Origin of the sequence: Halorhabdus rudnickae (assembly GCF_900880625.1) — an archaeon.
Taxonomy (GTDB): domain Archaea; phylum Halobacteriota; class Halobacteria; order Halobacteriales; family Haloarculaceae; genus Halorhabdus; species Halorhabdus rudnickae.
In genome coordinates this window covers 2,249,850-2,263,423 of record NZ_CAAHFB010000001.1, presented here as the reverse complement: position 1 = coordinate 2,263,423, position 13,574 = coordinate 2,249,850, and the positions used below count along the sequence as shown (strand labels likewise).

Below are 13,574 nucleotides of genomic sequence, written 5' to 3'. Positions count from 1 at the left end.
AGAATCACATTCAATCCTTGCCTGACTATGGCTCAACAGATGGGTAATCAGCCCCTCATCATCATGTCCGAGGACTCCCAGCGGACCTCGGGTAAAGACGCTCAGTCGATGAACATCACGGCCGGGACGGCCGTCGCCGAAGCGGTACGGACCACACTCGGTCCGAAGGGCATGGACAAGATGCTCGTCGACGACGCGGGCAGCGTCGTCGTCACGAACGACGGTGTCACCATCTTAGAAGAGATGGACATCGAGCACCCGGCGGCGAACATGATTGTCGAGGTCGCCCAGACCCAAGAAGACGAGGTCGGCGACGGGACGACCACCGCCGTGGTGATCGCCGGCGAACTCCTCAGCAAGGCCGAGGAACTCCTCGATCAGGACATTCACGCCACGGTTCTGGCACAGGGCTATCGCCAGGCCGCCGAGAAGGCAAAGGAGATTCTCGAAGAGAACGCCATCGAGGTCTCGACCGACGACACCGAGAAGCTCGAGTCCATCGCCGCGACGGCGATGACGGGCAAGGGCGCCGAGAGCGCCCGGGACACTCTCTCGGAACTGGTTGTCAAGGCCGTCCAGTCGGTCGCCGACGACGATGAGATCGACACCGACAACGTCAAACTCGAGACCGTCGTCGGTGGCTCGATCGACGAGTCCGAACTCGTCGAGGGCGTCCTCGTCGACAAGGAGCGCGTCCACGAGAACATGCCCTACGCGGTCGAGGACGCCGACGTGGCACTCCTGGACACCGCCATCGAAGTCCGGGAGACCGAGGTCGACGCCGAGGTCAACGTCACGGATCCCGACCAGCTCCAGGAGTTCCTCGATCAGGAAGAGGACCAGCTCAAGGACATGGTCGACACCCTCAAAGAGGCTGGCGCTGACGTCGTCTTCTGCCAGAAGGGCATCGACGACATGGCCCAGCACTACCTGGCCCAGGAGGGCATTCTCGCCGTCCGGCGCGCCAAGAAGTCCGACATCAAGGCGCTTTCGCGATCGACGGGCGCACGGATCGTCTCGAATATCGACGACATCACCGCCGAGGACCTCGGCTTCGCCGGCAGCGTCGCCCAGAAGGAAGTCGCAGGCGACAGCCGGGTCTTCGTCGAGGATGTCGAAGACGCCAAGGCCGTCACGATGATCCTTCGCGGTGGCACCGAGCACGTCGCCGACGAGGTCAAGCGCGCTATCGAGGACGCGCTGGGCGTCGTCCGGGTCACGCTCGAAGACGGCAAGGTCCTGCCCGGCGGCGGGGCTCCCGAGGCCGAGCTCGCGCTGGGGCTGCGTGACCACGCCGACTCCGTCGGCGGCCGCGAACAGCTGGCCGTCGAAGCCTTCGCCGACGCGATCGACGTCGTCCCGCGCACGCTCGCCGAGAACGCGGGCCTCGATCCGATCGACTCGTTGGTCGATCTCCGCAGTCAGCACGACGGCGGCGAGACGGGCGTCGGTCTGGACGCCTACAGCGGCGACATCGTCGACATGGAAGACGACGGCGTCGTCGAGCCGTTGCGCGTGAAGACCCAGGCCGTCGAGAGCGCGACGGAGGCCGCCGTGATGATCCTCCGCATCGACGACGTGATCGCCGCGGGCGACCTCAAGGGTGGCTCCAGCGACGATGACGACGAGGAAGGACCCGGCGCTGGCGGCCCCGGCGGCCCCGGCGGTATGGGCGGCGGCCCCGGCGGCATGGGCGGCATGGGCGGCGGTATGGGCGGCATGATGTGATCGCTGTCTGAACACACGCCCATCCCGAGCAGTCCCTCGCGCCGCACAGTGGCGTTCTGACCGTCTTTCTTCTGTGTTCATCCTCCCAGCGACTGCTCCCGAGCGAAATTATCGATGCGAAACCAGCCGCTGAGATATCTGTCCCTCGTTCTCAGAGTCCGGCGCGATCGAACGCGGCGGACAACGCTTCGCTCGTGGCCGCGACGGCCGCGTCGTCGTCCATGGCGTCAACCCGGTCGCTGAACGGTTCGGGAGTCACCGGCCCGTCGTAGTCCAACCGGTCGAGTGCCACGAGGAACGTCTCGATGTCGATGACGCCCGTCTCGGCGGGGAGCCGCCGGTCGAGGTCCTGTTGGGCGTCTCGCGGGCGATCCGGCGCGTCGTTGACGTGGACGTCGACGACGGCCCCGGGATCGAGTGCCTGGAGGGCGTCAGCACCGTCACCGGCGGTATACCAGTGCCAGCTGTCGAGCAGGAATCCGACGTTCGACGCCTCCAGTCCGTCGATGAGAGAACCCATCCCGTCGGCAGTGTGGACGAACTCGTACTCGTGACCCTCACGGAGCGTCGGGGGACCGAGGTACTCCAGGCCGAGTGCTAGATCGTGTTCAGCCAGGATTTCGGCGATGGGCTCGATTCGCTCGCGGTGGAACGCGAGGTTTTCCTCGAACGGGCGGTCGTCGCTGAACGAGCGAATATACGTCGAGACACATTCACAGCCGATTGCGGCCGCGGCGTCGGCGTCCGCTTCCAACCGATCGAGACCGGCCTCGTAGTCCGGGCGTTCGGCGTCAATATCGAACGGAAGAGCAAGTGCGCCCGACCGAAGGTCGTGTTTGTCAAGTACAGCCCGATAGTCCGATCTACCGTGATCACGAAGGTATCCCAGGTCGACCTGGATGCCGTCGAAGCCGTGCGTCGCCGCCAGTGTGGCCGCCTCGGGGAACGACCGTTCGACACCGATCGGCGCCGGATCAAGATTCCAAAACACGAGCACAGAGACACCCGGACAGAGCATGAATCCACCGGTGGGGCAGGGTGATGTTCTCCCGCTCGCTACGTGTCATGCCCTCATCCGAGACGGTCGAGACTCTGTGAAAGCTGCGTCGCGGCCTCGTAGCGAGTGAGCTTCCGCGGCGCCATAGCCTTGGCGACCACCTCGTCGACGGCTTCGGGTATCTCGGGCCGAACATCGCTGGGGTGGGGCGTTCCGTCCGCGAGAATCGCCATCCTGACCGTCTCGTAGTCTCCGTCGAACGGGGCCTCGCCGGTGAACAGCCGGTAGAGGACGGCACCGAGGTGATAGACATCAGTCGCGTGATCGATGTCGCCGTAACTGTCGTCGAAGTACTCCGGGGCGGCGTAGCGAGGATCGACGTACTCGGCGGGACCAAAGTGCTCACGAAAGACAGTCATCACTCCGAGATGCGAGAGGCTCGGGGCAGGATCGGACGAGAACCCGGTCGCGGGATACACCACATCGTGCGGATCGATCCCGCCGTGAACGAGTCCACGTTCGTGAGCAGCCACCAGCCCTGCAGCGAGTTCACGGGCGTCCCGTAACGCGACATCGAGGTCCGACGGGTCGCGGTCGGCCAGCGTCGTCTCGGCCCGGGGCGTCGCAACCCAGGGACGGGGGTGATCGCCGTAGTCCGCCACGGCAGCGATCCCGGACGCCTCGTCGGCGCAGTACCACTGCCGGAGGCGCTTGCCCATCGCGGACCCGAACGACCTGGCGTCTTCCCCGGGTTCATCGAAAAACAGCAGGTCGACGCCGTACTCGGCCTGGTCGATGCGGCCCCGCGAGGGGAGCACGTGGCCGTACCGCCCGCGACGCGGGGGATCAACGACGCTCACCTCGTCGAAGTCACTGACCAACTGGACTGCGGCGAAGGACTCGGAGTTCTCGGCGGCCTGGATCCGGCGGCGTCGCTCGGCTGCAGGATCCGAGCCGTCCGCCCCCTCAGATTCACCTCTTTCCGCCTCCGTGACGGAAGCAGAGTCGGTCCCGACCGTGTCGTCGGAACCGGCGGTGTCGACTGACCCGGCCGCGTCGTCGTCTGACGGGTCAGCGACGGCATCGCCCGGAGACGAGGTGCCAGCTTCCGACGATTCGGCGTCGAGTGAGTCGGGTTCCTCGGGCATCTGACGCTGATAGACCGTGACGCCCGGGGCGTCGGCGTCGACGACCCGCTGTTGGTCGGCCACGGCCCCACCGCCCCCGTCGGCCCGCAGTTCGGCGTCGAAGTCCCAGCTGCTGGCTCGCCGGACCGCCCGCACGACAGTCCCGTCGAAGGCTCGCAGGGCGCCGCCGACCGACTCGGGGTGGCGTTCGTGTAACGAGGAGAGGGTCCTGACCAGCGGCTCCCTGGGCGTTCGATCCGCCGAGCGAACGAGGCGATCGGCGAGTTCGGCGCCCAGTTCGGGACGCTCGTCGGCCAGCCGACAGGCCGTCCAGGCCGCGCTGACGCGCGTGCGGTGGCCCTCGGCGGACAGCCCGTCGAGCACCGACGGCAGGATCAGCGAGAGGACGTCCGCCGCGTCGGGTTCGCCCGGCCGGGGGGCGTCCTCGCTTGCGTCGACCTGGTCGACTCCCATCGTCCGATCAATTCGCCTGCGGGCTCAAGAACCTCAGTCAGACGGCCGTCACACGATTCGACAATCAGGTGACTGCACTCACCCTGCCGACCGCGACCCTTTAGGGCCGGAGCGTCGAAGCCTCCCGCATGCGAACGATTACCCTGGGACCCGAGGGGACATACTCTCATCGGGCCGCCGCGGCGGTCTCCGAATCGGTGGCGTTCACCGAGTCGGTCTCGGCCATCGTCGACGCGGTCGACGACGGCGAGTGCGACCGTGGCGTCATTCCAATCGAGAACAGCATCGAAGGCAGCGTCACCGAGTCGCTGGACAGCCTGACGGAATCCGACGTGGCGGTCGTCGCGGAGGTCATCACGCCAATCCGCCACGCCCTGCTCGCCCAGGGAGAGTCCTTCGAGACGATCGCCAGTCACGCCCAGGCGCTGGCCCAGTGTCGCGGCTATCTCGATGACCACTATCCCGTGGCCGACCTGGAGGCGGTCGCCAGCACCGCCCGCGGCGTCGAACACGCCCGCGAAGACCCGACGGTCGCAGCGATCGGCCACCCCGACAACGCCAGCGACGACCTGACCGTCCTCGCCGAGGACATCCAAGATCGGACCTCCAACGCGACGCGATTCTTCGTCATCGCCGGTCCCAAGGAACGCTCGATCGAGGGCGGGAAGACCTCGCTGATCGTCTACCCCAACGTCGACTACCCCGGCCTCTTGCTTGAGCTGCTTGAACCCTTTGCCGAGCGGAACGTCAACCTGACGCGGCTGGAGTCGCGCCCCAGCGGCGAGCGCCTCGGAGACTACCTGTTTCACATCGACGTCGAAGCGGGGCTGTACGAGCAGCGGCTACAGGACGCCATAGAGGACATCGAGGAACTGGCCAGCGAGGGGTGGGTGCGCCGACTCGGGTCGTACGATACCCAACACGTCGTGGAGTGAGCGTGCTTTTGACGGACAGATGGGTCACCTCCACCAACCGCCACTGTCATTGGGCAGCACGATCTGAGGCGAGACATGGACGAACTCTGGTTCGTCGCTGGCGGGGTGGGCCTCGTCCTCGTGATCGTGGCGCTGCTGTGGTGGGGACGGTCGTCTGATACCGCCGCGTCCAGGCAGGCACACGAGGCCGCCCAGGACCGGGAGCCGCCTGTCGAACTCGGCGAGGTGTACGAGTTCGGCGTCGTCGAGTTTACCGATCACCACTCCGGCGAACGGATCGCCGTGGGGAAGGTCGAGGGGTTCGTGCTGTTCACGGAGGACGTCCCGTCCAACGTCAGCGAGGGCGACGTCATCCGCGGGAAGGTACTCTCGTTCAACGAGGGACGGACCTCAGCAGACGCGACGTTCGTCGACAAACACTGAGTGGCATCCGCGAGAAACGAGACACTTTCAGTCGAGTTCCGCCGCGAGGAATGCGACGATGGCGGTCGTGATCCGCCGCGAGAAACACGACGCATTCGACCGAGATCCGCCGTGACGGGTCGATTCCTGGCCACGTTCGTTTTGCAGACCGGGACGTGCCGTCGACAGCGGCCTGATAGCTGCCCTATGATAGTCAAAGTGACAGTTAAGTCGCTGGCCGACGTACAGTCAATTCGGAGAGAGCCATGCCATCGAAACCCAACCCGTTCGACGAGATCGACCGCATGTTCGACCGGATGAGCCGCCAGTTCGAGTCACTGGATCCGACGGACTTCGCAGGCTCGCTCGGGGGGATCCCCGTCAACGTCCGCGACGAGGGCGATACGTTCGTCGTCACCGCGGACCTCCCGGGATACGAGAGCGACGATATCGACGTGACACTGCCCGACGCTACCACCCTCCGGATCAGCGCTGAGACGGAATCAGACGTGACCAGCGAGGACGAGAGCGAAGGCGAGGAAATCACGTTCGTCCGGCGAGAGCGTCGCCAGCAGTCGGTCAGCCGGAGCGTCACACTCCCCCAGCGCGTCACCGAGGACGACACCGAGGCGAGCTATCAGAACGGCGTCCTTACAGTCACACTCCCGAAAGAGCGGCCCGGCGAGGGTGACGGTCGGACGATCCCCGTCAAGTAAACTACCCCACCCTACTCCCTCGGCGCATACGCGCCTCGGTCCTTGAAGGTGGGGCCACCGATAGAGCGGCGCTCTATCGAGGCCTCGAAAGGCTTCGCCTTTCGGTGGCTTTGATGTGGACTCCCGGCGATCAGTCGGCAGCAATCTGCTGATGACTCTCGCCGTTCAACGTCCCACCATTTATACGCAGGTCTACTTCTGCGTCTCCGCTCCCCGGCTTGGGCGAGGAACGGAGTCTGTGTGTCCGCTTCCGAGCGTACCGTAGCCCGATGTTCTTCGCGCCGTTGTAGTCTGCGTTCACCTCGTACCCGCACTTCTGGCAACAGAAGTGTTCGCCGTGGCGGTTGTCCTCGTGTGTGAACCCGCAGTCTGTCCGAGAACAGCGTTGGGACGTGTGGTTTGGCGCGACCTGCTCCACGGAGACACCCTGTTCGGGTGCTTTGTAGGAGACGTACTCGAAGAGGCGTCGGAACGCCCAGATGTGGTGCCACTTTGCCTGTGGAAGCCTCTCGCGTATGTCGGTCAAGTCCTCGAACACGATAACGTCGCAGTCGTGTTCGACGGCTTCCGTAACGAGCTCGTTGGCGACCTTGTGGATGTATTGTTTCCGCCACGCTTCTTCGCGTTTACCGAGGCGAAGCAGGGCGTTGTGTGCGGCTTGTGTACCGCGCTGTTGCATCTCTCCACGTCGCTTCTCGAACTCACGGCACCAATGGTCGTAGTCGTCTCCTTGCCAGAACGTGCCGGTAGAGGAGACGGCGAGACTGTTGACGCCGAGGTCGATACCGAGGACCGTTTGGTCGGGGTGCCCGGTATCTGCCGGAACCTCGTCGTCGCCGTTTCTCCGCCGAGTTGAGATGTGGATGTAGAACTCGTCGCCCACCGCGTCGTACCGAACCGTACTCTCGCGGAACTCGTAGTCTTCGGAGAGAACATACCGCTCGTAGGGCGTCGGGCTGTCTGCCGGGAGGGTGAACGACGGTTCAACCCGGCCCTCAACAGTTGCCAGCGACACTTTGTTGCGGTAGAAGGTCGCGCTCCGTGCGTCGTAGTCCATCGTTTCGGCGGTGAACGTGGGGCAAGAGACACGCTGTCCTTTTTTCCAGCGTTCGACACAGGCTTTGACGGCTTCGACGGCGCGTTTGATGGCGGCTTGGACGAGTTGTGCCTGGAGCTCTGTCTCCTCTCGGAGGTCGGCGTAGAGCGCGTCACGAACCTCTCGCTTGTTGGTCTTACACTCGGTGTAGGAGGTGTCGGACCAACAGTAGTCGGCGGTTCGGTTCGCGCAGTACAGGTATTGGTCGGCAGTCCGGTGGAGTGCGTCGCGTTGCTCATCGGAATGGTCAAGTTTCACAACGGCAGTTCGACGCACGTCCATACTTCAGAGGGATCCCGACGGTACTTATACGTTCGGGAGTCGGCCGGTCGGAGTATGCGGTTACGTCATACTATGTCGGTTTCTGCTCACGGGCACTCCGTGCCCGTTCGCACGGCCCGCGGCGCGTAGCGCCGCGCTGTCCTCTCCGGCCTACTCGCTCACTCCGTTCGCTCTCTTCTCACGGACGCGAAGCGTCCGTTCGAATGGTCAGAGGGACCTCCGGTCCCTCTCGACTTGAGGCCTGAGGCCCCACCTTGAATTACGCTGACTGCCGGCTGTACCAAACTGAAGGCAGCCGCCACCACTGTGATTTTGACGAACTCATAGCCGGTAGTATGAGCGGTGTCGTCGGTGGAGGACGGACCCATCCGCGGCGCAAGCAAATGGAGACTTCTTTGCGTGAGCTGATCGATTGATCGCCAATGACAGCGGCCCCAGCGTACTGTCCGCATTGCGGGACGGTTCTCGTCGAGCGACAGCGAGAAGGACGATCGAGACGGTTTTGCCCCGACTGTGAGTGGGTCGTCTACCGCAATCCGGATCCCGCAGCGGGCGTGCTCGTCGTTCGGGACGATCCCCCGTCGGTGTTGCTGGTCAAGCGTACCGGTCCGCCCGCGGCCGGCGCCTGGAGTCTCCCGGCGGGCTATCTCGAATGGGACGAACCGGCACCGGAAGGGGCCGTCCGGGAGCTGCGCGAGGAAACGGGTCTCGGTGTCGACGCTGCAGACATCTCGTTGCTGGCGACGCGACTGCGCCCGGGAGCCAACGGGGGCTATACGCTGGTCGTCGTGTACGTGACCTCGGCCGACGCTGTCTCCGGGACACCGACGGCAGGCTCAGATGCCGCTGCCGTCCGGTACTTCGAGCCGGAAGAACTCGAATCCGCCCACCTAGAGCCGGAGTACCGATCAGTGTTCGATGACGCCATCGAAACGGTCGCGAGTCCGAACGATCAGGGAGCGGGCGGCTCGCCGTCGTAAGCGTCGAGATCGCGATAGAAGTTCAGCAGGCCGAACTTGAGTTTCTCCGGATCGACATCGATCATCTCCTTGCGTTCGGCCGGGGGGAAGGTACCCCGGACGGCGTACTCGGACATCTCGATCTCAGCCTCCTCGGTGTAGCGGCGATCGATCAGCACCCGCGCTCCGAAGTCCTCCGGTGAGCGGATCACCCGTCCCATCGCCTGTCGAGTCTTTCGAATCGTCGGGATCTCGACGGCGTAGCGCCACCCGGCCTCCTCACCGTCGAAGGCTGTCTCGTAGGCCACCTGGACGGCGTCCATGCGCTCGTCGAGGTAGGGATAGGGGACGCCGACAACCAAGACCGTCCGAGCGTCGTCGCCGTCGTAGCTGACCCCCTCGCCGAGGGTCCCCCACAGCGACGTGAACAGCACACCGTCGTCATCGTCGGTAAAGGTCTCGCGCAACTCGGAAGCGGGGGTGCCAGGTTCGTCGAGGTAGCGCGTCGCGCCGACGCTCACCCGGTCGTGATACCGCTGGGCCTCGGCGTAACTCGGGAAGAAAGCGAGAGTGTTCCCGGGCGTCATCCGGACAGCGTCCTCGACGACATCGGCGACGGTGTCCTGAAGATCCGCGTCGTCCCGTCGGCTGGCGAACAACGCGGGGACGTCGACCGCGTACGTCCGCCGGCGCTCCTCGGGGAACTGCGGTCCGTAGGCCATCGTCGTCGGATCGTCGAGGCCGAGGACGTCCTCGGTCACGTCGAAGGGACGCAGGGTTGCACTCATCAGCACCGTGGCGTAGAGATCGTCGAACAGATCCCGGGTCACGCGCTGCGGAATCGCCGTATAGAGTTCCGCACGGCCGTACAGATCGCCGTCTCCGTCCTCCCGGCGGACGCTTACCACCGGGTAGAGACCTGACTCGTCGCTCTCCTCGATCCAGGCGTCGAAGAAGGTCGCTGCCTGAAGCGTCGGACACTCCTTGCGCGTGCTCGTCTCGTCGTCCTTGAAGGCCTCCTCGTATTGCTGGTCGAGGGCCTGCCCGAGTTCGATCGCACTCTCCAAGTCCTCCCGGACGCCCGGGCCGGTGTAGTTTTGCAGGATCGAAAGCGTGAGGTCGTCGCGAGCGTCCTCGTTGTCGATCGCGAGATCGTGCCAGTCGTCGTCGACAGTCTCGCGTTGCCCGAATGCCAGGGCGTCCTCGTAGGTGTCTCCCAATGCGGTCAGGATCGTCGTCAGGACGTTCATCGCGGCGTCGGCCCGCGGGTCGTCACTGCCCTCGAGTTCGTCGATCGCTCGTTCGAGTGTCGGTTCGGCGAGCGTCCGGCGGGCGTGGTCGCGGGCGGCGTCGGCGACGTTGTGGGCCTCGTCGAAGACCGCGATCACGTCCTCGGGATCCCGGCCGAGCCAGCGGAAGAACTGCTCGCGGACGAACGGATCCAGCAGGTGGTGGTAGTTACAGATCACCAGATCGACGCCCTCGATGCCGTCTTTAAGGAGTTCGTAGCCACAGAAGCCCTGGCGCTCGGCGTACTCGTAGACCTCGTCGGGCGTACGGACGTCGTCGTAGAGCCAGGCGTAGAAGTCGTCGGTGTTGCCCGTGAGGTTGTGATAGTAGTGATCGCAGGTAGATTGTTCCTCGCGAAGGGTTTCGAGTTCCTCACCGACCGATTCGAGTTCGTCCATGATTGTCGACCTGGCCTCGGCTGCCTCGCTGTCGCCCGCCTGACTCTCCTCCAGAAGTTCGCGCTGGCGGCGCTCCAGGTCGGCGCGTTCGCTCTCGGCGTCGACGAGATCGTGAGTCGTATCCCGGAGGGCCTGACACTCCTCGTAGCCCACGTCGATGTGACACATCGATGCCTTCCCGCGGAAGACGACCGCCCGGATGGACTGCTGTCGGTTGATAGCCCGGGCCTCTTGGGTGAACTGGCGCATCTGCTGGTGGACGTTGGTCGTGATGACGACCGTCTTGTCCGTGCGACGGGCGTGCTCCAGGGCGGGCGTCAACGCGGCCAGCGTCTTGCCCGTTCCCGTCGCCCCTTCGAGCAGCACGTCCGATTCGCTTTCGAGTGCCTCGGCGATCCCCTCGATGGCCTCGCGCTGGTGGTCGTAGGGCTCCTCGTAGGGGAAGAACCGCTCGTGATCGCGCTCGGACGACACGCCCGAGAGTTCGGGAGGGCGTGACAAAAGCGTTCGCTCGCGTCAGGCGCTGGTCTCGGGTTCGATATAGACTTTCTTGACTGACTCGTCGGCAGCCACCAGTGCATCCTCGATGGCGGTGATCGTCTTGTCCATCTCGTCGGTGTCCAGTTCAGGATCGAACGCCACGTCAGCAGCCACGAGTACCCGGTCAGTGCCGAAGTAGACCGTCCGGAAGTCGACGATTCCCCGGACGTTGTCGCCGTCGGTGACGATCTCCCGGAGGCGACTCTCATCCTCCTGCGGGAGGCTCTCACCGAGCAGCAGGCGTTTGTTCTCCCAGGCCAGCGCGACGGCAAACCCCATCAGCATGAGACCGATCAACAGTGCGGCGGCCGCGTCGTAAGCCGGGTTGCCGGTCTGTCGCGAGAGGAAGATGCCAAATAGTGCCAGCCCGGCCCCGGCCAGGGCGATAGTGTCCTCGGTGAGGGCCGTCAGCGTCGTTACGTCGCTGGTCTTCCGGAAGGCATCTGGAAAGCCCGACCAGCCGTGCTCGTCGATCTGGTCACTCATGACGCGGTAGGCCTTCAGGAAGGCGTAGCTCTCGAAGGCGATCGCACCCAGCAGCACCGCATAGTTGACGTAGACGGGTTCGATCTGGTAACCCAGCAGTTCCGGGGCTCGCGCCTCGACGGCGTGGCCTCCCTCAGCCAACTTCTCGTAGCCGTGTTTGACGCTCTCCCAGCCCGCAATGCCAAAGAGGAGCACCGAGACCAGAAACGAGTAGAAGAACTGGGCCTTCCCGTAACCGAAGGGGTGGCGACGGTCGGCTTCGCGGGCTCCGTAGCGGATCCCGATCAGCAGGAACACCTGGTTGCCGGTGTCAGAGATCGAGTGATACGTCTCGGAAAGCATCGCCGCGCTCCCGGTCAGCAGGAAGGCACCGAACTTCAACAGCGCGATCGCGCCGTTGGCGAACAGTGCCGCGATCACGACGGAGCGACTGCCGGCCATGGGACACGCTCCGCCGGGGAGTCACAAGTAGGTCGGGGTCGAGGCGGTTTTGAGCGGGGCAGTCGTCCATCCGATATGCTCGCTGTGCTTGCTGACACCCACGGGACCGGAACCCTGCGGCTGACTGACCGGGCAAGAACGGCACTCGAAGCGGCACAACGTGTCGTCCACGCCGGGGATTTCACGACGCCGGCAGTCTACGAGGCGTTCGAGGAACGGGCGAAAGAGTTGATCGCCGTCCACGGCAACAGCGACACGGCTGAGTTACGCGAGCGACTCCCAGCGGTACGGACCGTCAACTGGGATAGCTGGAAGCTGCTGGTCGTCCACGGACACGAACACGATCGAACGTCCCTGCCGTTGCTGGCCCGAGAACGAGAGGCAGACCTCGCAATCGTCGGGCACACGCACCGCCCCGGGATCGAGCGGGTAGGTGACCTGCCGGTCGTGAACCCGGGAAGCCACGCCGACCCGCGGGGTGGCCCCCCGACCCACGCGGAATTGCGACCGAAAGGGGGAACGCTAACGGTCGAACTCAGGACTGGTGAAGGCCAAACGGTCGACCGCGAGCAGGTTCTGGGAGGGGGGTAATCGGGTGCGTGCGATCGGGAGGGCCGAAGCGGGTCAGCGCACTTCGATCAACGGGGGAGAGGACAAAAACGACATCGGAGGATCAAAGAGTCGTTTGACCCATCATCGCCGGACGTACCAGAGGACGCCGATCGCGACCAGCACCGTGACGCCACCGGCGAAAAAGAGCAAGCCAGGCGGGAGTCCCCCGCCCCCGTCGGGCGCGACAGCCGTCACCGCGTCGACGGTCTCGGTCACCGTCTCGACGGGCGTCTCGGTCCCTGTCGGCACTTCTGTCGCTGTTTCGATCGCGGTCTCGGTCTGTGTCGGTGTGGCTGTCGACACTTCCGTCGTCGTTTTGACCGCAGTCTCGGTTTGCGTAGGGGCGGCCGTCTCGACAGCTGTTTCCGTTCGAGTCACAGTTCCGGCCGGCTCACTCGTTTCCGTGACGGTCTCGGTCGCCCGTCGTACCGTGTCCCCACCGTCTTCGAGGACCGTCGTCGTTCCCGTCATGTTCTCGCCCACGTCCGCAGGTGGTGGACCACTGCCGAACCCGAGATCACTACGGTCGCCGTATAGCGACTGGACGACGACGCTGGCCAGCGCGAGCACGCCGATCCCGCCGAGGAGTCGCGAGAGTGCTTCCCGGAGAGTGGGGGTTCGGGACTGCTCGCCCGCGTAGATGACCAGGGGCCGATCTGCCGGCGCGTAGACGTCCATCTCACGGCCCTTCTCGGAGTAGACGGTGTCGATCACTTCGACGGCACCGGCCTCCGCGAGGTTCTCTAAGTGATACTGGACGTTCTGGAGGCTGGTATCGACGCGATCGGCGAGGGAGGACGGCGGGGCCGGTTCGTCGTGGAGAGCGGCGAGAATCTCGCGGGCCGTCTCCGAGGACAGTGCCGCGATGAGGTCGTCGGCCGCGTCGCTATCCACCCCGATGACACGCGGGCTGGACTCCTCAGTGTCCGACGTATCTGGCTCGGAGGGCAACAGGGACATACTCGCCCCAAGATCCGGGAGGGGTGACCAAAAACGTCCGGGGAAGGCAACGAGTCCACCTCCGGCGTCCTCCTCGTAGACGACGGACAGACCGACGAAACACCTATGCCATCCCGAGCGCAACCGGCGAG

General features: G+C 64.8%; 12 protein-coding genes. 6 read left to right on the top strand and 6 right to left on the bottom strand.

Annotated features, from left to right (window positions below; genetic code table 11):
* Positions 1-39: 39 nt before the first annotated feature.
* A complete protein-coding gene (thsA, locus tag BN2694_RS11285) occupies positions 40-1,728 on the top strand; it encodes a thermosome subunit alpha (RefSeq protein ID WP_135665583.1) in 1,689 nt (562 codons plus the stop codon).
* A 151-nt stretch (positions 1,729-1,879) separates the two neighbouring features.
* Here the strand turns inward: thsA and BN2694_RS11280 are convergent, their stop codons facing one another.
* Together BN2694_RS11280 and BN2694_RS11275 are read right to left on the bottom strand one after the other, a co-directional pair.
* Positions 1,880-2,746: a sugar phosphate isomerase/epimerase family protein gene (locus tag BN2694_RS11280; RefSeq protein WP_135665297.1), complete on the bottom strand. Its 867-nt coding sequence runs from the start codon at positions 2,744-2,746 to the stop codon at positions 1,880-1,882.
* A gap of 53 nt (positions 2,747-2,799) precedes the next feature.
* On the bottom strand, positions 2,800-4,326 hold the full coding sequence (locus tag BN2694_RS11275; RefSeq protein ID WP_135665295.1) for a serine/threonine protein kinase: 1,527 nt from the start codon (positions 4,324-4,326) through the stop codon (positions 2,800-2,802).
* 128 nt (positions 4,327-4,454) lie between these two features.
* Here BN2694_RS11275 and pheA point away from each other — a divergent pair, with 128 nt between their 5' ends.
* From pheA to BN2694_RS11260, 3 genes are all read left to right on the top strand, one after another.
* Positions 4,455-5,261: a prephenate dehydratase gene (gene pheA / locus BN2694_RS11270; protein ID WP_135665293.1), complete on the top strand. Its 807-nt coding sequence runs from the start codon at positions 4,455-4,457 to the stop codon at positions 5,259-5,261.
* 75 nt (positions 5,262-5,336) lie between these two features.
* On the top strand, positions 5,337-5,684 hold the full coding sequence (locus BN2694_RS11265) for a TRAM domain-containing protein (protein ID WP_135665291.1): 348 nt from the start codon (positions 5,337-5,339) through the stop codon (positions 5,682-5,684).
* A gap of 245 nt (positions 5,685-5,929) precedes the next feature.
* Entirely contained in the window at positions 5,930-6,379 is a 450-nt protein-coding gene (locus BN2694_RS11260; RefSeq protein ID WP_135665289.1) for an Hsp20/alpha crystallin family protein, read from the top strand.
* 130 nt (positions 6,380-6,509) lie between these two features.
* Here BN2694_RS11260 and BN2694_RS11255 read toward each other — a convergent pair whose 3' ends face one another.
* Positions 6,510-7,757, bottom strand: a complete 1,248-nt coding sequence (locus BN2694_RS11255; RefSeq protein ID WP_135665287.1) for an RNA-guided endonuclease InsQ/TnpB family protein — start codon at positions 7,755-7,757, stop codon at positions 6,510-6,512.
* Between the two features lie 422 nt (positions 7,758-8,179).
* Here BN2694_RS11255 and BN2694_RS11250 point away from each other — a divergent pair, with 422 nt between their 5' ends.
* Positions 8,180-8,737: an NUDIX hydrolase gene (locus BN2694_RS11250; protein WP_135665285.1), complete on the top strand. Its 558-nt coding sequence runs from the start codon at positions 8,180-8,182 to the stop codon at positions 8,735-8,737.
* Here the strand turns inward: BN2694_RS11250 and BN2694_RS11245 are convergent.
* A complete protein-coding gene (locus BN2694_RS11245) occupies positions 8,710-10,878 on the bottom strand; it encodes an ATP-dependent DNA helicase (protein WP_135665283.1) in 2,169 nt (722 codons plus the stop codon). The genes BN2694_RS11250 and BN2694_RS11245 overlap by 28 nt on opposite strands.
* Positions 10,879-10,920: 42 nt before the next feature.
* Complete coding sequence (locus tag BN2694_RS11240; RefSeq protein ID WP_135665281.1) at positions 10,921-11,871, bottom strand: cation diffusion facilitator family transporter; 951 nt, start codon at positions 11,869-11,871, stop codon at positions 10,921-10,923.
* 75 nt (positions 11,872-11,946) lie between these two features.
* On the opposite strand from BN2694_RS11240, the gene BN2694_RS11235 reads away from it, so the two are divergent.
* Positions 11,947-12,462 (top strand): metallophosphoesterase, encoded by a 516-nt coding sequence (locus tag BN2694_RS11235; protein ID WP_135665279.1) that lies wholly within the window; start codon positions 11,947-11,949, stop codon positions 12,460-12,462.
* A gap of 102 nt (positions 12,463-12,564) precedes the next feature.
* Here BN2694_RS11235 and BN2694_RS11230 read toward each other — a convergent pair whose 3' ends face one another.
* Positions 12,565-13,443 carry an ArsR/SmtB family transcription factor gene (locus tag BN2694_RS11230; RefSeq protein ID WP_135665277.1) on the bottom strand — a complete coding sequence of 293 codons (879 nt, stop codon included), beginning with the start codon at positions 13,441-13,443 and terminating at the stop codon, positions 12,565-12,567.
* Between the last annotated feature and the right edge of the window lie 131 nt (positions 13,444-13,574).

Coding starts and splice junctions, on each gene's coding strand:
- thsA (WP_135665583.1), top strand. CDS start 40: ATGGGTAATCAGCCCCTCATCATCATGTCCGAGGACTCCCAGCGGACC.
- BN2694_RS11280 (WP_135665297.1), bottom strand. CDS start 2,746: ATGCTCTGTCCGGGTGTCTCTGTGCTCGTGTTTTGGAATCTTGATCCG.
- BN2694_RS11275 (WP_135665295.1), bottom strand. CDS start 4,326: ATGGGAGTCGACCAGGTCGACGCAAGCGAGGACGCCCCCCGGCCGGGC.
- pheA (WP_135665293.1), top strand. CDS start 4,455: ATGCGAACGATTACCCTGGGACCCGAGGGGACATACTCTCATCGGGCC.
- BN2694_RS11265 (WP_135665291.1), top strand. CDS start 5,337: ATGGACGAACTCTGGTTCGTCGCTGGCGGGGTGGGCCTCGTCCTCGTG.
- BN2694_RS11260 (WP_135665289.1), top strand. CDS start 5,930: ATGCCATCGAAACCCAACCCGTTCGACGAGATCGACCGCATGTTCGAC.
- BN2694_RS11255 (WP_135665287.1), bottom strand. CDS start 7,757: ATGGACGTGCGTCGAACTGCCGTTGTGAAACTTGACCATTCCGATGAG.
- BN2694_RS11250 (WP_135665285.1), top strand. CDS start 8,180: ATGACAGCGGCCCCAGCGTACTGTCCGCATTGCGGGACGGTTCTCGTC.
- BN2694_RS11240 (WP_135665281.1), bottom strand. CDS start 11,871: ATGGCCGGCAGTCGCTCCGTCGTGATCGCGGCACTGTTCGCCAACGGC.
- BN2694_RS11235 (WP_135665279.1), top strand. CDS start 11,947: ATGCTCGCTGTGCTTGCTGACACCCACGGGACCGGAACCCTGCGGCTG.
- BN2694_RS11230 (WP_135665277.1), bottom strand. CDS start 13,443: ATGTCCCTGTTGCCCTCCGAGCCAGATACGTCGGACACTGAGGAGTCC.